The following is a 19,617-nucleotide window of genomic DNA, read 5'->3' as shown; positions in this document are numbered from 1 at the left end:
CATGCCTTGAAGTGAGGCGAAGTGCCAGCATGGCCGACGAGCGTCGTTTGCCCTGTTTCGCCCATTCCGGTAGCTTTGCCGCACGCGCGCGGGAGCGCCTGCGCCCCGCCCTATACCCCTGATCACAGAACCAAGGTCACCCATGGCTCAATACGTCTTCACCATGCATCGGCTGAGCAAGGTTGTTCCGCCGAAGCGGGAAATCCTTAAAAACATCTCCCTGTCGTTCTTCCCCGGCGCCAAGATCGGTGTGCTGGGCCTCAACGGCTCGGGTAAATCGACTCTGCTGAAGATCATGGCCGGCGTGGACACCGAGTTCGACGGCGAAGCGCGCCCGATGCCCGAGCTGAACATCGGCTACCTGCCCCAGGAGCCGCAGCTGGACCCGACCAAGAGCGTGCGCGAAGTGGTCGAGGAAGCGGTCAGCGTGGTGAAGGACGCCCAGGCACGCCTGGACGAGGTCTACGCCGCCTACGCCGACCCGGACGCCGACTTCGATAAGCTGGCCGCCGAGCAGGCCAAGCTCGAAGCCATCCTCCAGGCCAGCGATGGCCACAACCTGGAGCGCCAGCTGGAAGTCGCCGCCGATGCGCTGCGCCTGCCGGCCTGGGACGCCCGCGTCGAGCACCTGTCCGGTGGTGAGAAGCGCCGCGTGGCCCTGTGCCGCCTGCTGCTGTCCGCCCCCGACATGCTGCTGCTGGACGAACCGACCAACCACCTGGACGCCGACTCCGTCGCCTGGCTGGAGCACTTCCTCCACGACTTCCCGGGCACCGTGGTAGCCATTACCCACGACCGTTACTTCCTCGATAACGTCGCCGGCTGGATCCTCGAACTCGACCGCGGCGCGGGCATCCCCTACGAGGGCAACTACTCCGGTTGGCTGGAAACCAAGTCGGCCCGCCTGGCCCAGGAATCCAAGCAGCAGTCGGCCCATGAAAAGGCCATGAAGGAAGAACTGGAGTGGGTGCGCAAAGGCGCCAAGGCCCGCCAGTCGAAATCCAAGGCCCGCCTGCAGCGCTTCGAGGAAATGCAGTCCCAGGAATTCCAGAAGCGCAGCGAGACCAACGAGATCTACATCCCGGCCGGTCCGCGCCTGGGCGACAAGGTCATCGAGTTCAAGAACGTCACCAAGGGCTACGGCGACCGCGTGCTGATCGACAACCTGTCGTTCTCCATGCCCAAGGGCGCCATCGTCGGCGTGATCGGCGGTAACGGTGCCGGTAAGTCGACCCTGTTCCGCATGCTCATGGGCAAGGAGCAGCCGGACTCGGGCAGCATCGAGATCGGCGAGACCGTGCAACTGGCCTGCGTGGACCAGAGCCGCGACGACCTGGATGGCAGCAAGACCGTGTTCCAGCAGATTTCCGACGGCTCCGACCAGATCCGCATCGGCAACTACGAGATCCCGTCGCGTACCTACGTCGGTCGCTTCAACTTCAAGGGCGGCGACCAGCAGAAGTTCGTCAAGGACCTGTCCGGTGGTGAGCGTGGCCGCCTGCACCTGGCCCTGACCCTGAAGGAGGGTGGCAACGTCCTCCTGCTCGACGAACCGTCCAACGACCTCGACGTCGAAACCCTGCGCTCCCTGGAAGAAGCCCTGCTGGACTTCCCCGGCGCCGCCATCGTGATTTCCCACGATCGGTGGTTCCTGGACCGCGTCGCCACCCACATCCTGGCGTACGAAGACGACTCGCAAGCGGTGTTCTTCGAAGGCAACTACACCGAGTACGAAGCCGACCGCAAGAAGCGCCTGGGCGATGCCGCTGCCCAGCCGCACCGCGTGCGTCACAAGAAGCTGGCCCAGTGACCTGAGGTCAGCCCCCGGTTGATGCCGGGTGGGCCGCAAAAGAAAACGGAGCCGAAAGGCTCCGTTTTCGTTTCCGCTCCCGGCTTACTTCACCTTGCGGGCCAGGTCGTCCAGGCTGCGTTGCAACTGGTCGGTCTTGCGTGCCTGCTCATCCAGCCCGCGCTGGATGCCGGAGATGTCGTTGGCCGAGCCGCTGTCGCGCTTGAGGTCGTCCACCTGGCGCCTCAGGGCGCTGATGGTGTCGGCCTGATCGCTGCTTAGCTGATTCAGCTTGTTGATGTGCTTCTGCATCTCCTTGAGATCGCCGACGCTGATGTTGCTCTCCGTCAGTTGGCCCCCGTGGGAGGTGCTATCTACAGCGGCGAGGTTGTCATAGCTGCTGGCCGAGCCTGCCATCTCGACACCTGCTCGGGCCTGGCCGATGCCGGCGAGCAGCAGGGCGGTGAGCGTGGTGGCGGCGAGGAGGGAAGGACGCATGCGCGAGCGGTACATGGATGAACTCCTGGGAGTGAGTGCCGAAATGGCACATCGCTATGACTGGCGCGAATGTGCCGAGTTCTCCCGTGGAAATGGGTGGATACAAAGGCCAGGCGGCAGCGCCCCGTTCGCTCGGTGCTCGCGCGAATGCGCTATTTGAGAGCCTGGATTGCGCCGACAAGGTGCAGGCTTTGCTCGACGAAATCCCCGTTTCAGAGGGGTTTATTCCCTTCGTTTACGGCGTCTTTTATAGATTTGCACCAAAAAGATTCAATAAGGCGTCATTTTGCACTTCTGTAGGGCGCGTTTTCCTTGTTAGAGTCAGCGCCCTTTTGATCAGAACGAGCAGGCCAGGACGCCATGACCGAATCCGTCGACAACTATCTTGCCCGCCTGAAACGGCGTGACCCCGACCAGCCCGAATTCCACCAGGCCGTGGAAGAGGTGCTGCGCAGCCTGTGGCCCTTCCTCGAAGCCAACCCGCATTACCTGCAGGCCGGCATTCTCGAGCGCCTGGTGGAGCCGGAGCGCGCGGTGCTGTTCCGGGTGCCCTGGGTCGATGACGCCGGCCGCGTACGGGTCAACCGCGGCTACCGCGTGCAGATGAGCAGCGCCATCGGCCCGTACAAGGGCGGCCTGCGCTTCCACCCCTCGGTGAACCTCGGCGTACTCAAGTTCCTGGCCTTCGAGCAGGTGTTCAAGAACTCCCTGACCTCGCTGCCCATGGGCGGCGGCAAGGGCGGCTCGGACTTCGACCCCAAGGGCAAGAGCGATGCCGAAGTCATGCGCTTCTGCCAGTCGTTCATGAGCGAGCTGTACCGCCATATCGGCGCCGACCTCGACGTGCCCGCCGGTGACATCGGCGTCGGTGCCCGCGAGATCGGCTTCCTGTTCGGCCAGTACAAGCGCCTGTCCAACGAATTCACCTCGGTGCTCACCGGCAAGGGCCTGGCCTACGGCGGCAGCCTGATCCGCCCGGAAGCCACCGGCTACGGCTGCGTGTACTTCGCCCAGGAAATGCTCAAGGGCCGCGAGAGCGGCTTCGACGGCCAGCGTGTGGCCATCTCCGGTTCCGGCAACGTCGCCCAGTACGCGGCGCAGAAGGTCATGGAGCTGGGCGGCAAGGTGATCTCGCTGTCCGATTCCGAAGGCACCCTGTTCGCCGAGGGCGGCCTGACCCAGGAGCAGTGGGAAGCGGTGATGGAGCTGAAGAACGTGCGCCGTGGCCGCCTCAGCGAGCTGCAGGCGCCCGGCCTGCGCTTCCTCGCCGGCCAGCGCCCCTGGAGCCTGGCTTGCGACATCGCACTGCCCTGCGCGACCCAGAACGAGCTGGACGCCAACGACGCCCGCACCCTGCTGGCCAACGGCTGCATCTGCGTCGCCGAAGGCGCCAACATGCCCTCGACCCTGGAGGCTGTGGATATCTTCGTCGAGGCCGGCATCCTCTACGCCCCGGGCAAGGCCTCCAACGCCGGCGGCGTCGCCACCAGCGGCCTGGAGATGAGCCAGAACGCCATGCGCCTGCACTGGAGCGCCGGCGAGGTGGACCAGCGCCTGCACGGCATCATGCAGAACATCCACCATGCCTGCGTCGCCCACGGCGAAGAGCACGGCCGGATCAACTACGTGAAGGGCGCCAACATCGCCGGCTTCGTCAAGGTGGCCGACGCCATGCTGGCGCAAGGCGTGGTCTGAGTCGCGACATCCCCTGGTGGGAGCGGATGCATCCGCGAAGAAAAGGGCAGCCGAATGGCTGCCCTTTTCGTTTGCGCAGCGGTTGTGCCCGGCCGCTCAATGCCCGGTCAGGGCGCGGTCCATGGCGCGGCGCTTGTCGCGCTCCCAGTCTTCGTCGCGATCCTTGGATATCTGCTCGTGGAACTCCCGCAGCTCTTCGCTGCGCACCTGCTCCTTGCACTGCTCGAAGCCGTCGCCCCAGCCTTCGGCGTAGGTGCGCTCCTTGAGGTAGCGCGGCACGTCCTTGCGGAAGGCGCCGGTGATCACGCCGGCCGCCTGGCGGCCGCTGCTGCAGCCGTCGCGGAAGCCGTCGGCGAAGGCGGGTGGGTAGCCTTCGGCGATCAGGTATTGGTGGGTGCTCTCGCAGCCGGCCAGCAGGGCGCAGCCGAGGAGAAGGGGGATGGCAAGGGTGGCGCGGAATGACGCCATGTTCGACTCCCGTACGCCCGCTATCCGGGCGTACATGCGCTGATTTCATTGCGGCGGCCACCCCGGGGAGGGGCGGCCTGGTGCAAGTATCGGCGGGAGGATGTCGTGGTTTCGTCAAACCGCCGTGATGGCGATGTCGTGGAAATCCTGCCGCTTACTCTGGATCTGACAGCGGACGGGCAGGAATTGCTGGATCACCTCGATATTGCTCACCAGGTGGTCGCTGAGCACCAGGGTGCTGAAGCTGCCACCGCCGGCCAGGGCCATGGGCAGCAGCAACTGGTCCGACAGGTGCTCGCCCACCGCGGTGCCGGAGGCCAGCCAGGCGCGGGCCTCGTCCACCGCCAGGTCGGCGACCCGCTCCGCACCCAGGCGGGGCTGGCCGAACGCGCTGAACACCTCGGTCAGGGTCGCGCAGCCGATCTCCAGCAGCAGGGCGTTGCCCGGCCCCTGGTCATGGTCGATGAACTGCAGGTGCAGCTCGTCCTCACTCCAGCCCAGGCGCTTGACCACCCGTTGCAGCTCGCGCTCGCCGACATGGCCGGGAACCCCGGCAACCAGGGCGCGTGCCTGGCGTTTCGACACCGCACCCGGTGCTTCCAGGTGCAGCGGCTGCAGCTCGCCGGGTGCCATGCGCAACCGCACCACGCCGCCACCGGCCATCATGAAGCCGTGGCGCAGCAGCTCCAGCTCCACCTCGGCGCCCATGCGGCGCAACAGCGGCAGCCAGGCGCACTGGAGAAAGTCCACCGGCGGCGCCAGCGGGTTGTGGGTGCCGCCGCTGACGTCCAGGGTGCTCGGCCCGTCGGCGAACAGCAATGCCGGCAGCAGGGTCTGCAGCACCAGGGTGCAGCTGCCCCCGCTGCCGATGGCGAAACGGTAGTCGCCGCCGCGTATCGGCCCCGGCCTGAAGCACAGCGTCTGCGAGCCCAGCTCCGCACCCTCAACCACTGCCCCGGACACCTGCGCCGCTGCCAGCACCGCCGTCAGGTGCTGGCGCAGCAGGCCCGGCCGGCTGCGCTTCGCACGGATATTGCGGATGCGGAACGCGCGCCCGCTGATCATCGACAGGCTCAGCGCGCTGCGCAGTATCTGGCCGCCGCCGATGGCGCCGTCGAGTTCGAGAAAATCCTTGTTCATGTCTTCAGTGTTCCAATCAGTTGCTTCCGCTTGGGGCGGCTGGCCAGGTCATGGCCGATTCAGTGGGTTCCATCGGTTCCGGTTGCTGGTTGGAGAAGTCCGCCAGGCATACCCATTCGAGGTTTTCTTCTGGTCGTTGGCATGCCAGCACCTGGCCTTGCCGTCCCATCACCAGGCGGCCGTTGCAGTCGAAGTCGACGAAGTCGGCCTCTCCGATCGCGGTGGGCTCACCGCTTCTCCACAGGGTGAAATGGTTACGCCATTGATATCGATGGGCTTGATGTTTCTGCCAGGTCAGCATGAGCTCGCCCTGGCTTTTGATCAGGCGTGTGCGCATCTGCCAGTGGTAATTGGATTCGGCTCCGTCTGGTAGATCGGGTGCTTGCCAACCGTTGTGCAGGCAGGCCTGAAACCAGCTGGAGAATCGCCCGCTCGTCTCCACCTGCAACGGCAATTCGGCGTTCGCGCGTCGCTCGCAGGGGCGGGCGATGTTCAGCAGCAGATGCCTCGATCCTTTGAACAGCCCGCCGCCTTCATAGCCAGGGTGGGCCCACAGCGCCAGTGCGGAGAAGTGGGGCGGCCGGCTGACGGCCGTCCACACGGGGCCAATGTCTTCTGGCCAGTAACGCCGCCCCTCGCGCCGTGCGAGATAGAGGAAGAGTTCGCCGTCGTCCGAGAGATCACATTGCTCGGCTGCGATTTTTCCGTGAAACCACTGGCCGAGGGCGAAGCTGTCATCCCTCAGGTCCCAGCGGATCATCCGTACCCATTCGCTGGGACCACGGCGTAGCAGTACCGCCACTGGCGCGCTGTGGGCGAACCAGGCTTTCAGGCTGCATTTGGCGGGTGTCCTTGCCGGGCCCTTGGTCTTGCCGGTCATGGGTTCTGGCCATCCTTGTCGGTGTTCGTTACAGGGCCCGTATCAGGGCCGTCAGTTCTTCTTCGGGTATCAGTTGCCTGTCGCGCAGGCCTTCCAGGCGGGCCTTGAGTTGCGCGGCAGACTCCCAGTATCTGTTCGGTCGCCAGCGCTGACGCCAGGACTGGAACGCCTGTAGCCAGAGCTCGCGCTGGTCTTCAGCAGCGTTGCACAGGCCATCCAGCAGGCTTTCCGATTGGGCGCCGGCGGGCAGCATCAGGATGAGGTGCAGGCTACCCGGTATGTCCTCCACGGCACGACGGGCGATCTCTGCCCGCACTGCCGGCTCGAATGCCGGGTGGCGCAGGCGCTTCAAGGCCAGGAGTGCTGCCACGATCACGCCCGGTGCGGCGTCGGCCAGCAGGACGAGGCTTGCCTCGCTTGCTTGTTCAGGGGCGAGCTCCATCAGCACCTGCAGGCCCTTGCGGCGTACGGAGGGCAGCGGCGTGGCGAGCGCCTGGTGGGCCAGCGGAACGGCTTCCTCCATGCGCAGCTCAGCGGCTTGGCCGAGCACGCCGTGCCAGTGCGTCCTGTCCTTCGGCAGCTGTTCCAGGGCACGTCGCACCACGGCCGGGGCGTCGACGCCGTGGCGAGGTGCAGCCCAGCGCGCCAGGTCGCGAACGGCGGGCGAGCTGTCCAGCAGGGCCGTTTCCAGCCAGCTGTGCAGTTCTGCTGCGTCGGGTTCGCCCTTGAGCAGCGCATACAGGGCCTTGGCGCGCAGGCGGCCGCTGCGGTCCATCAAGGCGCGGCGCCACAGCGGCCCGGCCAGGTTGGCCGGCGCCTTGCCCAGCGCGTCCATGGCCTGGGTGCGCAGGGTTGGATCGGGGTGTGCCAGGGCGGTCCCGAGCAGTTCGGCGTCGAGATTGTTCTCCGCCATCAAGGTGCTGAAGACGAAGCGCGCTTCCCGCCCGCTCAGGCTTGGCAGCGCCTGAAGCAAGGTCGGGCGCAGCGCGGGCTCTCCCATGCGTTCTTGGATGCTGGCCAGGGCCACGCTGTGGTCGGCGCGCATCTTGCGCTGCAGGTCCAGCAGCAGGTCGAGGTTGGCCAGCAGGCTCTCGGCAGATGCTGCGACCAAACGCTGTTCCAGGGCACCCCGTGCCAGCTCGCGCAGGCTCGCCACCGAGTCGTTCAGGCAGACGAGGCAGTAGGCCAACGCGGCTTCGTCGCCCCGTTCGAGGTGCCGGCGCAGCACACCCTCGCGGATGAAACCGTTGTGCTGCCGGGGCAGCTCACGAGCGCTGAGGGTGACGCCGTTGGCCAGGGAGTTTTCGGCTTCGTCCAGCCGGTATCGCAGCCAGTCGGTGTATTCGCCGGCAGCCTGTTTCACGCGTAGCTGGTCCCGCCAATGGGCGAGCCATTGCGTTGTGTTCATTGGAGCGCTCCTTGGATGGGGGATCTGGCCCCATCCCTGTCCCGCCGGCTCATGGCGTTGGGGCGGGTGTATTCAATAGCGGTGCCAGTGGCACGGTCTGTGGGCGCAGGGTCTCTGCGCAGTGGCCCAGGCGGGTGGTTTCCGCCTGGGCCTGGGAGGCGCTTTCCGCCACCTGCATCAGGGCGTAGCGGTTAGCGCCCGGGGTGCCGGTGTCGATGACTGCATAGGACCCCAGGCACTCGGGCTGCCGGGTGCGGGAGGCATGGGCGGCGGTGGCGCTGGCGTGGCGCTCGGCGATCACCGCGAGCAGCGACGCTGGCGGCGGAGTGGCCGCTTCGGCCAGGGCCGAGTGGTCGCCATTCCACTTCAGGTTGCGGGTTTCCAGGCGGTCTGGCGCGTTGTCCTCCGTGGCGTGGTAGCGCACCAGCAGCACCGGACTCTCACCGGTGGCGGCCAGCACCCAGCTCTGGTTGGGTCCCGGGGTCTCGTCGTGGGACCAGGCCAGGCGCGGGCCCTGGGCCGTCGCCAGGTAGAGGGCGTGGCGGCGCTTGGGGTGCTCGAAGCCGGCCATCTGGGTGACCAGCAGTGCCTGCGCGCCATCCGCCAGCGGCAGCGGGCGGGCGGAGGCGCTGACCTGCCCTTCCTCCTCACCGGTTATCCATACCCCGGGTTGGGCCGAAGCGCTCGCCAGGGGCGTACCGGTGCCGTACAGGGGATCGGACTCCGCTGGCTGGGCCGGTGCAGCCGTCGCCGACCAGGCCAGCACCGCTGGGGCGCCGACCGGCTGGCCGCCACGCAATAGGCGCAGCTCGAAGGGGCAGGGCGCCTGGGTGCAGGCGGGCAGCGACAGTTCGAAGGCCGTTGTTGCGTCCGGGGCGACGGTTTCCAGCCGCTGGCGCTCCTGGGCGGCCAGGCCGCTGGCCAGGCCGAGGAGCGCCGGCAGGGTGATAAGCAGTTTGAAATCCATTTCCCGTGTTCTCCCTTTACTCGTTGGCGTCAGGCGGCGTGGGTCCGCACGCAGTGGCGCATGAATTCATCCAGCAGGGCGTCATCGCCCTCGCCCCGTGGCAGCTGCGGCGCTTCGCCGGCGCTGGCCAGCTGGGCTTCGATGAAGGCGTGCAGCGCTTCACGGCGAGGGCCGTAGGTGGCTTCGGTCCCCGCACGCTTGAGTTGCAGCAGCGCGTGTATCTCCTCCAGCAGCGCGGCGTCATCCAGGGTCACCAGCAGGTCCTCGAAGGGCATCGGCGGGCGGCCGCGGCCTTGGTCGAGCCAGCGTACCGCCAGGAGCGGGCGCAGGACGTAGAGGTACTTCTTGAAACGCACGGTCTCGTCTTGCAGATAGCCCCGGAAGTTCTTCTTGGCCATGGACAGGTAGTGGTGACGCACGGCGCGGGGTGACCAGAAGGCTTCGGCCAGTTCACGCAGGCGTGCACTGGCGGCTTCGTCCTGGCGGTACACCAGGGGCGAGTCGAGCCATTCCAAAAGCGTGGGGTTGGAGTTGCGCAGCAGGCGCAGGGCCTTGCGCAGTTCCCAGCCGCTGACGTCCAGCTCGTCGTCCAGCGGGCGCTCGATCACGTCGCGCGGCTCACGCACCTGCAGGTACCAGTCGGGTTGCTCGACGTAGACGAAGCGCACGTCGTAGTCGCTGTCGCTCGAGGCGAAGCCCCAGGCGCGGCTGCCGGATTCGCAGGCGTAGAGCACGGTGACGTTGCGCTCGCGTTCGACCCGGTGCAGTTCCTCCAGCACCCGCTCGCGCATGGCGGCGGGGAGGGGATGGCGGTGGTCGCTGGTCATTTCGTTGGTTCCTTTACTGCTTCAATCGGTGGCGCTGGCGGCCAGCGCGCTGAGTGTTCGTCGTCTCGGGTTGTACAGGGTGAGGCACCAGATGCCCCACCATTCCTTGCCGTCATCGAAGTAGCTGCTCCAGGCGCTGCGCTGGGGTTCGTCGTCGGCGTTACCGACCCAGTCCAGCACCTGCAGCCCTTCGCCGGCATGCAGCCGCAGGACCTCGCGCCATTCGCGGAAGTCCTCCACCTGTAGGGTGCTGCCATAGGGCGGGCCGACCAGGGCCCGGTACAGCGGCCCATCGTCCCGCGCCAGGTCCTCGATGCGCGCGGCATCCAGGGGCTGCGGGCGCGCCCGATCCAGGTCGGGGATCAGCTCCGGCCAGGGTTTATTGGCGTACTGCGGGTGTTCTTCCAGCAGCTTGCGGCGCCATGCCTGGGAGCGTTCACGAATGCCTTCGAACAGCACCCGCAGCGCATCCTTGTGCTCGGCCTCGCCGGGGCGGGCGGTGGCATCCAGGCCCAGCACGACGAAGTCGAAGACGCTGCCGGCTTCGTCGAGGCGGGCCTGGAGTTCCGTCACCCGGCGGTTTTCCAGTTTCTGCAGCATGAGTCTCTCTTCCCAGTGTTCTGAAAAACGTCGGCGAGGCAGTCAGCGCAGATGGTTTTTCAACCTTTTACGCACACCACCTGGCGCAGGGTGTGCACCACTTCCACCAGCTCGCGCTGGGCATGCATCACGGCGTCGATATCCTTGTAGGCCATGGGGATCTCGTCGATCACGTCTTCGTCCTTGCGGCATTCCACATGGGCGGTGGCGCGGATCTGGTCTTCCACGGTGAACAATTTCTTCGCCTTGGTACGGCTCATGGTGCGACCGGCACCGTGGCTGCAGGAGCAGAACGCCTCCTCGTTACCCAGGCCACGCACGATGAAGCTGCGCGCGCCCATGGAGCCCGGGATGATGCCCAACTGGCCCTTCTGTGCCGATACCGCACCCTTGCGGGTTACCAGGACCTCCTGGCCGAAGTGCTGCTCCTTCTGCACGTAGTTGTGGTGGCAGTTCACTGCCTCCAGGTTGGCCTCGAAGGGCTTGGTGATCACCTGGCGCGCGGCGGCGATCACGGCGTGCATCATCATCGCGCGGTTCTGCTTGGCGAAATCCTGGGCCCAGCTCACGGCTTCCACGTAGTCGTCGAAGTGCTCGCTGCCTTCTTCGAAGTAGGCCAGGTCACGGTCCGGCAGGTTGGCGATGTGCTGGCGCATATCGGCCTGGGCCAGTTCGATGAACAGGTTGCCGATGGCGTTACCTACGCCGCGCGATCCGCTGTGGAGCATGAACCAGACGCGCTGTGCTTCGTCCAGGCAGACCTCGATGAAGTGGTTACCGGTTCCCAGGGTTCCCAGGTGCTTGCGGTTGTTGGTCTTCTCCAGGCGCGGGTACTTGTCTGTGATCACCTTGAAGCGCCCGGCCAGGGCCGACCAGGCGTGGTCCGCCAGTTCCGGCACGTCTTCCCAGGCGCCTTTGTCTCGACCACCGCGGGACACGCTACGCCCGTGGGGCACGGCTCTTTCGATGGCGCTTCGCAGGCCGGCCAGGTTATCCGGCAGGTCGGAGGCGGTCAGCGAGGTGCGCGCGGCGATCATTCCGCAACCGATGTCCACGCCCACGGCGGCCGGGATGATGGCGCCGACGGTGGGGATCACGCTGCCGATGGTCGACCCCTTACCCAGGTGCACGTCCGGCATCACGGCCAGGTGCTTGAAGATGAAGGGCATCTGCGCGGTGTTCATCAGCTGCTTGCGCGCGTCGTCCTCCACCGGTACGCCCTGGGTCCAGAGCTTGATCGGTTTGCCGTTGGCGACTTCCAGCAGTTGGAAGGTTTCGTTGCTCATGTCGTTACTCACTTCTATTACGTTGCGTGCTGGCCGGGAACGGGTTGTGCCCGGCCATCGCGAATTCGTTTGTTCAGTCGGCAGGCGCGGCAACGTGTCGCCGTGGAAAACACCTGTCCTTTGCAGTCCTCGTACCACCACTTCTGCTGGGCGGCCGTCCAGGTCTGCTCGATACCGCAATCGTGGCACCTGAAATCCAGGTCCTCGTACCAGCCGCGACGGACGAAATCCGGGTCGCCGTAGCTGTTGTAGGGCGCGAGGTTGGCTCGGTTGACCGGAAAGCTGCCGGGCGGCGGTTTCTGGCCTGTGGGCCGTCTGGCCGACTCGGCCTTCCATGCCTTGCGTCGCTCACGTGCCTCGCGGATTTCCCGGCGGCGTTGCTTGTTGCTCTTCACGCAACCCTCTCCTTCGCCGGGCAGGCCTTGCTCAGGCCTGCTTCAGCGTTACCAGTCCATTCAATACCTGATCCAGGCCACCGAATACCGAGATGCGGTCGATTCGTTCGGCCACCCGCTCCAGGGTTTCCAGCTCCTTGAGGCGCAGGGCGGTGGGGTTGTCTTCCATCACCTTGGCCGTGTTCAGCAGCGAGCGGGTCGCCGAGGTCTCTTCGCGGCGGCGGATCACGTTGGCCTGCGCGGCCTTCTCGGCCTCCACCACCTGGGCCAGCAGGGTCTTCATCTCGCCGGGCAGGATGATGTCGCGCACGCCCAGGCCGCTGACTTCGATGCCGGTGCCGGCCATGCGCTCCTTCAGGTAGGCGCCGACGGATTCGTCGATCACCTGCTTGTTCTCCAGCAGTTCGTCCAGCGAGCGTGTTCCCACCGCCGCCCGCAAGCCGAATTGCAGCTCGCGGTACAGGTGCTCCAGCGGCTTGGAAAGCTGCGAGAACGCCATCAGCACATCGCTGTAACGCCAGTTGGCGGCCAGGTTCAGGCGCAGGCTCACCTTGTCGCGGGTGAGGATCTCCTGGCCGCTGACTTCCAGTGCCTGGGTGCGCATGTCGATCAGTTCCACGTTCACCTGGCGGTTGTAGCGCCAGAAGCCATGCTGGCCCGCCGGCAGCAGCTCGATCACCGCGCCGTCGACCTTGAGCATGCCGACCTGGTAGGCCGGTACCTGTGCCACCAGGATCGCTTCTACGCCGGTCACGCTGCGGCCCCGCAGATTGCCCTGCAGCTGTTGCAGCAGCGCCGTTGCCACGCGGTAGTCCTGGCTCAGGTCGATGCGCTCCAGGCGCTGCTCGGTCTGGCCCTTCCAGTACAGCCGACGGCTGCCGGGAGCCAGGATCTCCACCAGAACGCCGTCCTCGTAACGCAGGCCCGCTTCGTTCTCGGCAAGGTCCATGCGGGTGAAGTAGCGCTCCACCAACTCGGGCTCGGACTGGCGCAGGTAGCCTGCCAGGCGGTGCTCGAACTGGGGGGTATTCAGGCTGAAGGTTTCCACGCTCAGGCGGTTGCCCAGGTCCAGATGGCGATAGATGCCCGGCTCGAGGAGCGCCAGGAAGTCGCCTTCGGAGTACAGCAGGCCACGTTCGTTTTTCTTCACGTTGAATCGCTTCAGCAGTTTCATTCGTTTCTTCCTTCTTCATCTTGTTCGGGGTGCCGGTGCTGGCCGGCCCGCCGAGTGGCGAGGAGGGAGCCTGCGAGAGGCAGGCGCTGTGGACTTCCGGTCCTTCTCGGCCGATTCCTTCGGCCAGCGCCTGACGTGTCGCAAACCCGGTCCTCGTACCAGGCGGACCGGCGGTGGCTTCGGGTCCCTGGCGGTTCCGACCATCCTGGTCGCTTCGCGCCTATCCCTTCGCCGCACCGGCGGGGTGTTGCATCCATTGAGTAGCTGCCGTGAAAGGGCAGTGTTCGAGCGGGACTCGAACCCGCGTCAGGCCATCCGAGAATGGCTGCTCTACCAGACTGAGCTATCGAACGGCGCGGGCAGGATTCGAACCTGCGACGGCTCCCACGGAGGGGAGTGCTCTACCGGCCTGAGCTACCGCGCCATCGACCTTCGCTGCTGCAGCGGCATGCACGAAGCCGACACCAGGGGTGGGCTCGGGCACCGGCGGGATTGGAATCCCTGCCCGTGGGCTGCATCAGCGATGCGGTCGAGAGGGATATAGCGAGCGGCGTGCCAGTTTCGTTTTCGCGGCTCGAATTAATTTTTAACTTATTGATTTATAAGTATTTAATTTTTATGCCCGCTGAATCCAATGATCTCCATGGCGGCAGTCGTCATGGATATTCATATTCTTGGATATACGAATTTATCTTTTTGGATAAAATCGCCGTCACTGACGCGCCCTCGACAAGGACATGCCAATGCGCTTTTCACTTTTTCTCGTCTTCAGCCTGTTTGCCGGCCTGGCCCAGGCGGTGCCGCTGCCCGAGGTGCACGAGGGCGACATCATCTTCCACCAGTCGCGCTCGGCGCAGAGCCTGGCGGTGCAGCAGGCTACCCACTCGCGCTACAGCCACATGGGGCTGGTGCTGGCGCGCAACGGCACGCTGCAGGTGTTCGAGGCGGGGGCGAAGGTGCAGTACGTGCCGCTGCAGCACTGGATCGCCCGGGGCGAGGGTGGGCACTACGTGATCAAGCGGCTGGCCCGTGCCGATGAGCTGCTGACCCCTGACGTGCTGGTGCAGATGCGCCAGTTGGCGGAGGGCATGCGCGGGCGTCGCTATGACCTGGCCTTCGAGTGGAACGACCAGCGCCTGTATTGCTCGGAGCTGGTGTGGAAGTTCTACGAGCGCAGCCTCGGCCTGCGCCTGGGCGAGCTGCAGCGCATCCGCGATTTCGACCTGAGTTCGCCGGTGGTGAAGGCGAAGATGCGCGAGCGCTACGGCCAGGCCATCCCGCTGGACGAGACCGTGGTATCGCCGGTGGCGATCTTCGAGTCGCCCCTGCTGATCACCGTGGCGGAGCACTGAGCATGGCGCGCAAGACCGTCGCCATCGGCTTTATCGGCGCCACCCTGGACCGCATGGGCAAGGGCGCCGAGCGCTGGAACAAGTGGCGCCCCAGCGTCGGCCTGTGCCAGCAGCCGGACCTGCTGCTGGACCGCCTGGAGCTGATCCACGGCAGCGACGCCCGCGACCTGGGGTTGGCCCAGCGCATCAAGGGCGATGTGGAGCAGGTGTCGCCGCAGACCGAGGTAGTGCTGCACGAGATGCCGCTGCACAACCCCTGGGACTTCGAGGAGGTGTATGCGGCGCTGCACGACTTCGCCAGCGCCTACCGCTTCGATACCGAGCGCGAGGATTACCTGGTGCACATCACCACCGGGACCCACGTGGCGCAGATCTGCTGGTTCCTGCTCACCGAGGCGCGTTACCTGCCGGCGCGCCTGGTGCAGACCTCGCCGGCCCGCCGCCGCGACGAGGACCGCCACGCCATCGGCACCCACTCGCTGATCGACCTCGACCTGTCGCGCTACGACCATATCGCCTCGCGCTTCCAGCGCGAGATGCTGGAGAGCCTGGCGCTGCTGAAGTCCGGCATCGCCACGCGCAACGCGGCGTTCAACCGCAGCATCGAGCAGATCGAGCGGGTGGCGCTGCGTTCCCGCGCGCCCATGCTGCTGGTGGGGCCGACCGGGGCGGGCAAGTCGTTCCTGGCGCGGCGCATCTTCGAGCTGAAGGATGCGCGCCACCAGATCAAGGGCCGCTTCGTCGAGGTGAACTGCGCGACCCTGCGCGGCGACGGCGCGATGTCGGCGCTGTTCGGCCATATCAAGGGCGCCTTCACCGGCGCGCAGAACGCCCGCGATGGCCTGCTGCGCGCGGCGGACGGCGGCATGCTGTTCCTCGACGAGATCGGCGAGCTGGGCCTCGACGAGCAGGCCATGTTGCTTAAGGCCATCGAGGAGAAGCGCTTCTTCCCCATGGGCTCGGACCGTGAGGTGGAAAGCGATTTCCTGCTGATCGCCGGCACCCACCGCGACCTGCGCACGCGGGTGACCGAGGGGCTGTTCCGCGAAGACCTCTATGCCCGTATCAACCTCTGGACCTTCGAACTGCCGGGCCTGGCCGGGCGCCGCGAGGACATCGAGCCGAACATCGATTTCGAACTGGAACGCCACGCCCGCGAGCAGGGGCGCATGGTGCGCTTCAACGTCGAGGCGCGGCGCCGCTACCTGGCCTTCGCCTGTTCGGGGGAAGCGCGCTGGGCGGGCAACTTCCGCGAGCTGTCGGCCTCGATCACGCGCATGGCGACCCTGGCCGACAGCGGCCGCATCGACGAGGCGCTGGTGCAGGAGGAGATCGACCGCCTGCGCTACGCCTGGGGCGCCCAGGGGCAGGCGGATGATGGCCTGGCGGCGCTGCTCGGCGAGCGGGTGGTGGAGCTGGACCGCTTCGACCGCCTGCAGCTGGCGGCGGTGGTCGCAGTGTGCCGCGAGGCGAGCAGCCTGTCCGAGGCGGGGCGGCTGCTCTATGACGTCTCGCGCCAGGCCAAGGCGCAGCCCAATGATGCCGACCGGCTGCGCAAGTACCTGGCGCGGTTCGGCCTGGAGTGGAAGGACCTGGCCGCCGGGTAGAGGCCGTGGCGTGAGCCGGGTGGCAGCCCAGGCCGCCGCGCTCGGCTATCCTGTGCGCCTTTCGAACAGGCCGAGCAAGGACCGCCCATGAACCTCCCTCACTCCGTCGAGCAACTGCGCGAGCGCTGCGCGGCGGGAGAATCCTTCGATTACCTGTACTTCTGGGGCCACAGCAGCGCCCCCGGCGCGCCGCTGGGCAAGGCCTGTTTCAGCCAGTGGTTCAAGTCGCCCTTCACCCTGGATGGCGTGCGCTATGCCACCGCCGAGCACTGGATGATGGCTGGCAAGGCGCGCCTGTTCGGGGATGAGCAGGCGCTGGAGCGCATCCTCGCCGCCCGTACGCCGGCCGATGCCAAGGCGCTTGGTCGCGAGGTCCGTGGTTTCGATGACGCCCGCTGGCGGACGCACAGCTTCGACCTGGTGGTAGAGGGCAATCTCGGCAAGTTCGAGCAGAACCCCGACATGCAACGGGTGCTGCTGGGCACCGGCACCAAGGTGCTGGTGGAGGCCAGCCCGGTGGACCCGGTCTGGGGCATCGGCCTGGCCGAGGCGGACGCGGCGGCGCGTGAGCCTGCCACCTGGCGTGGCCTCAACCTGCTGGGCTTCGCCCTGATGCAGGTGCGCGAGCGACTGGGAGGGCAGGCCTGATGTTCACCGACGACGAGCTGCAACGCCTGCGCCGGCACGGATTGGTGCCTTTCGCCGGGCGCATCATTCACGAGGCCCGGCCGCCGATCACCGATGCCGAGCTGGCCGAGGTGGAGCAGCGCCTGGGTCGCCCGCTGCCGCCGACCCTGGTGCGGCTGTGGCGTGTCGCCTTTGGTGGCCGCCTCGATTACGACTTCCAGGTGGACTACCAGGGCCACCTGCATCCCTTTTCCCTGAGCGAGCTGTTCTTCCCCGGCAGTGACGGCTACCACGACCTGTGGGGCTGGGTCGAGCACGAGGAGGAGGGCGCTCGGGAGTTCGCCGAGGACGAGGGCCGTGAGTGGGATGGGCGCCTGGCGTTCCTGCCCGTGGGCGGCTTCGAGTACCTGGAGCGCATCTATGTCCGCATCGAGCCGGGTGACAATTTCGGCGCTGTCTATGCCTGGAGCAAAGGGCTGCCGCCGGCCTGGCCCATGCGTCTGCACGAGGATTCCTTCGCCCGGGTGGCGGACGATCTGGAAGGGCTGTTCGCCCAACTGGTGTATTACAGCGACCCCTTTGCCGAGGGCGCCGACGGCACCGGCCTGGAGCTGGACGAGGCGCTGGACCCGCTGGCCGCCGAGGATGCCGGGTTGGCGCAGCGGCTGCGGGCGGGGATGAGCGCCCAGGTGCAGGACTGGCTCGGTGCGCTGGAAGGCGGCCTACTACTGGCCGCGCCGGCCTTGCAGCGCCTCGCCCTGGAGCACGCCGTGGAGGCCGGTGACGAAGCGCTGCTGACGTGCCTGGCCGATGCGGGCGTCGACCTTGGGCAGCTGATCCGTGGCGGGGCGAACGCGCCGGTGTACGCCCGCCTGCTCAAGCGCGAGGCCGTGGTGACCTGGTTCGCTGGACGCGGCATCGCCGAGCGCTATCTCGATCAGTAGTGGTACCAGCGTAGCTGCAGCATCACTTCGTTGTCATTGCCGCCGAGCTGGCTGAAGGAGCGCTCGGCGGAGAGGCGCAGGCCCAGGTCCGGGCTCAGCTCCCATTGCTGGTTGAGTGACAGGCGCCGGCGCACCTCGCCGTTGTGGAAGTAGTCGCCGGCCGCTTCCAGGCTGAGGGTGCCCAGGGGGTTGCGCCAGAGCAGCCCGGTATCGAAGCCGCCGGCCCCGGCGACGAAGGCGCCGAAATCCGGGTTGTGCTCCACCCGGGCGGTGGCCAGGGCGTAGTAGAGGGCGTCGTCCCCCAGTTGCCAGCTGCCGCCCACGCCGCCGTTGAGGTGGCTCACCAGGGTTTCGTCCCCGTCCTTGCCGGGAACCCGTTCCAGGCCGCCGGCCACCTGCCAGGACCAGGGCTGCAGCAGCTGGGTGCGCGGGGTCAGCGAGCGGATGGTGGCGAAGTCCAGCTGTTGCAGCTGCCAGTGGTTCTGCTCGTACTGGCGCAGCTTGAGCTGGAGGATTTCGATCTGCGCACCGAGGGGGAAGCCGGCGAGGTTGTCGTTGAGGTCGTGGTAGGCCATGCGCAGGCCGTACTCGGCGTAGGCGCGGTCTTCACGGCTGCCTACGCCCAGTTGCCAGGTGCGCGACTCGTGGCCTTCCTCGGGCAGCGCCGGGCGTTCGGCCTGCAGTGGGGGCGGCGGGTTCTGGTTGATCGCCCGCAGCAGCTGGAAGCTGCGTTGCGCACGGGCGCCGCTGCGTTCCTCGCCGGTGGAGCGGTAGCGCTCCAGGCGGAAGGCGGCGTCCTGAATCAGCGCGCGGCGTGGGGCAGGCAGGGCGCGGAAGGCCGGGTCGTCCAGCAGGCCTTCATCTTCCGCCAGGCGCAGGACCCAGTCCTGCTCGTCGCCATCCAGCGGCGCGGCGCGGGCCATCAGTTCCTTTTCCCGCGAGGGGCGGTAGTCGATCTGTTCCACCAGCCCGGCGTCCTTGATGGCGCGCACGGTGTCGGTGGGGATGGCGGTGAGCGGGAACTGCTCGGTGAGCTCGATGCCGGGGCGGGCGATCTCCAGCAGCTCCAGCAGGCGGTAGGAGCAGTTCTCGTCGAAGAAGAAGTAGTCGAAGCGCACCTGGCGCAGTTCCCACACGTGCTCGACCATGCGCCCGGTTTCCTCGGGCGTGAGGTTGAGGCGGTACTCCCACAGGTCGCGGTTTTCCAGGCGGCTGTATTCCTTGAGCTTGTCGCGGTAGGGCACCAGGGCGAAGAGGCCGGGGTAGCCGCCCATCAGGCCTTTCCAGGCGTAGAGGATGCTGTTGTCCGCGCCTTCGATGAAGGCGCCGAAGTTGAGCGCGTAGCTGAGCAGGGCGGAGTTGTTCTCCTGCACGTCGGGCTGGTCGATGCGCAGCAGGGTGTGGCCGAACATGGACGAGGGGCTGTTGAGGTAGGCCGCGGGGAAGATCAGCACCGTGCTGTGGGGGTTGATGTCGCGGTACCAGTTGGCGAATTCGCTGCAGGCCGGCGCCGGCAGCCCGGTCAGCTGCAGGCGTTCGCGCAGCCAGCGGGTGCGCGCCGGGTAGAGGCATTGCGGGTGGCGATCGCCGAGGCTGGCGTCCTGGTAGAGGGCGTCCACCGTGGCGGCGAGTTCGGCAGCGGGGTCGCTGTCACCGTTCTCGGCGAGGAAGAAGCGTTCGTCGTCGACGTAGCTGCGCCAGCCGCCGAGCTTGCCGGTTTCGTAATGGCCGAGGGCGATCCAGTAGGGGTCTTGCGCCAGGCGCTGCAGGGTTTGCTGGGGAATGGCGGGGGCCGCCATCAGGTGTGTACAGGTGCAGAGCGCCAGGAGGGAGAAGATCCGTTTCAACTGCACTGCTCGCTTTCGCCTGGGGAGGGGATGGGCGAGCTTTGGCGATGCCCGGGGTGGGTGTCAAGCAAGGCCAGAATGCACGATTGCGCAAGCCTTCCGATGCATTTGCG

18 protein-coding genes and 1 tRNA gene are annotated in these 19,617 nt (G+C 66.7%); 6 read left to right on the top strand and 13 right to left on the bottom strand.

From position 1 onward, the window contains the following. The first annotated feature begins 142 nt into the window (after positions 1 to 142). Entirely contained in the window at positions 143 to 1,810 is a 1,668-nt protein-coding gene (ettA, locus tag RTW82_RS13705; protein ID WP_263400645.1) for an energy-dependent translational throttle protein EttA, read from the top strand. A gap of 84 nt (positions 1,811 to 1,894) precedes the next feature. Here ettA and RTW82_RS13700 read toward each other — a convergent pair whose 3' ends face one another. Beyond that, positions 1,895 to 2,302 (bottom strand): hypothetical protein, encoded by a 408-nt coding sequence (locus RTW82_RS13700; RefSeq protein WP_021219402.1) that lies wholly within the window; start codon positions 2,300 to 2,302, stop codon positions 1,895 to 1,897. A gap of 345 nt (positions 2,303 to 2,647) precedes the next feature. On the opposite strand from RTW82_RS13700, the gene gdhA reads away from it, so the two are divergent. Continuing rightward, positions 2,648 to 3,982 (top strand): NADP-specific glutamate dehydrogenase, encoded by a 1,335-nt coding sequence (gene gdhA, locus RTW82_RS13695; protein ID WP_316925408.1) that lies wholly within the window; start codon positions 2,648 to 2,650, stop codon positions 3,980 to 3,982. Positions 3,983 to 4,078: 96 nt separating this feature from the next. Here the strand turns inward: gdhA and RTW82_RS13690 are convergent, their stop codons facing one another. The 11 genes from RTW82_RS13690 to RTW82_RS13640 form a co-directional block, all read right to left on the bottom strand. After that, on the bottom strand, positions 4,079 to 4,450 hold the full coding sequence (locus RTW82_RS13690) for a hypothetical protein (protein WP_316925407.1): 372 nt from the start codon (positions 4,448 to 4,450) through the stop codon (positions 4,079 to 4,081). A gap of 114 nt (positions 4,451 to 4,564) precedes the next feature. Beyond that, positions 4,565 to 5,590: an RNA 3'-terminal phosphate cyclase gene (gene rtcA, locus RTW82_RS13685; protein ID WP_316925406.1), complete on the bottom strand. Its 1,026-nt coding sequence runs from the start codon at positions 5,588 to 5,590 to the stop codon at positions 4,565 to 4,567. Between the two features lie 16 nt (positions 5,591 to 5,606). Continuing rightward, a complete protein-coding gene (locus RTW82_RS13680) occupies positions 5,607 to 6,470 on the bottom strand; it encodes a hypothetical protein (RefSeq protein ID WP_316925405.1) in 864 nt (287 codons plus the stop codon). A gap of 28 nt (positions 6,471 to 6,498) precedes the next feature. Further along, positions 6,499 to 7,878, bottom strand: coding sequence for a hypothetical protein (locus tag RTW82_RS13675; RefSeq protein ID WP_316925404.1), 1,380 nt, complete (start codon positions 7,876 to 7,878; stop codon positions 6,499 to 6,501). A 49-nt stretch (positions 7,879 to 7,927) separates the two neighbouring features. Next, positions 7,928 to 8,845 carry a hypothetical protein gene (locus tag RTW82_RS13670; protein WP_316925403.1) on the bottom strand — a complete coding sequence of 306 codons (918 nt, stop codon included), beginning with the start codon at positions 8,843 to 8,845 and terminating at the stop codon, positions 7,928 to 7,930. 29 nt (positions 8,846 to 8,874) lie between these two features. After that, positions 8,875 to 9,672: a nucleotidyltransferase domain-containing protein gene (locus RTW82_RS13665; protein WP_316925402.1), complete on the bottom strand. Its 798-nt coding sequence runs from the start codon at positions 9,670 to 9,672 to the stop codon at positions 8,875 to 8,877. 21 nt (positions 9,673 to 9,693) lie between these two features. Next, complete coding sequence (locus tag RTW82_RS13660; RefSeq protein WP_316925401.1) at positions 9,694 to 10,272, bottom strand: hypothetical protein; 579 nt, start codon at positions 10,270 to 10,272, stop codon at positions 9,694 to 9,696. Positions 10,273 to 10,331: 59 nt separating this feature from the next. Further along, complete coding sequence (locus tag RTW82_RS13655) at positions 10,332 to 11,558, bottom strand: RtcB family protein (protein WP_021219394.1); 1,227 nt, start codon at positions 11,556 to 11,558, stop codon at positions 10,332 to 10,334. A gap of 17 nt (positions 11,559 to 11,575) precedes the next feature. Further along, on the bottom strand, positions 11,576 to 11,953 hold the full coding sequence (locus tag RTW82_RS13650; RefSeq protein ID WP_316925400.1) for a zinc-ribbon domain containing protein: 378 nt from the start codon (positions 11,951 to 11,953) through the stop codon (positions 11,576 to 11,578). 31 nt (positions 11,954 to 11,984) lie between these two features. Beyond that, positions 11,985 to 13,127 (bottom strand): slipin family protein, encoded by a 1,143-nt coding sequence (locus RTW82_RS13645; protein ID WP_316925399.1) that lies wholly within the window; start codon positions 13,125 to 13,127, stop codon positions 11,985 to 11,987. Positions 13,128 to 13,478: 351 nt separating this feature from the next. Beyond that, a tRNA-OTHER gene (locus RTW82_RS13640) sits at positions 13,479 to 13,551 on the bottom strand. A gap of 319 nt (positions 13,552 to 13,870) precedes the next feature. Here RTW82_RS13640 and RTW82_RS13635 point away from each other — a divergent pair. From RTW82_RS13635 to RTW82_RS13620, 4 genes are all read left to right on the top strand, one after another. Further along, entirely contained in the window at positions 13,871 to 14,479 is a 609-nt protein-coding gene (locus tag RTW82_RS13635; protein ID WP_316925398.1) for a YiiX family permuted papain-like enzyme, read from the top strand. A 2-nt stretch (positions 14,480 to 14,481) separates the two neighbouring features. Further along, complete coding sequence (rtcR, locus tag RTW82_RS13630) at positions 14,482 to 16,086, top strand: RNA repair transcriptional activator RtcR (RefSeq protein ID WP_316925397.1); 1,605 nt, start codon at positions 14,482 to 14,484, stop codon at positions 16,084 to 16,086. Between the two features lie 87 nt (positions 16,087 to 16,173). Next, a complete protein-coding gene (locus RTW82_RS13625) occupies positions 16,174 to 16,734 on the top strand; it encodes an NADAR family protein (protein ID WP_263400631.1) in 561 nt (186 codons plus the stop codon). Beyond that, positions 16,734 to 17,657 (top strand): SMI1/KNR4 family protein, encoded by a 924-nt coding sequence (locus RTW82_RS13620; RefSeq protein ID WP_316925396.1) that lies wholly within the window; start codon positions 16,734 to 16,736, stop codon positions 17,655 to 17,657. The genes RTW82_RS13625 and RTW82_RS13620 overlap by 1 nt, the downstream gene beginning before the upstream one ends. Here the strand turns inward: RTW82_RS13620 and RTW82_RS13615 are convergent. Further along, positions 17,651 to 19,456, bottom strand: coding sequence for a DUF4105 domain-containing protein (locus tag RTW82_RS13615; RefSeq protein WP_316925504.1), 1,806 nt, complete (start codon positions 19,454 to 19,456; stop codon positions 17,651 to 17,653). The genes RTW82_RS13620 and RTW82_RS13615 overlap by 7 nt on opposite strands. Positions 19,457 to 19,617 lie beyond the last annotated feature (161 nt).

This window comes from Pseudomonas sp. zfem005 (assembly GCF_032621735.1).
Lineage (GTDB): Bacteria > Pseudomonadota > Gammaproteobacteria > Pseudomonadales > Pseudomonadaceae > Metapseudomonas > Metapseudomonas solani.
Note: the sequence above shows the minus strand (reverse complement) of the source record. Positions and strands in the feature narration are given on the sequence as shown.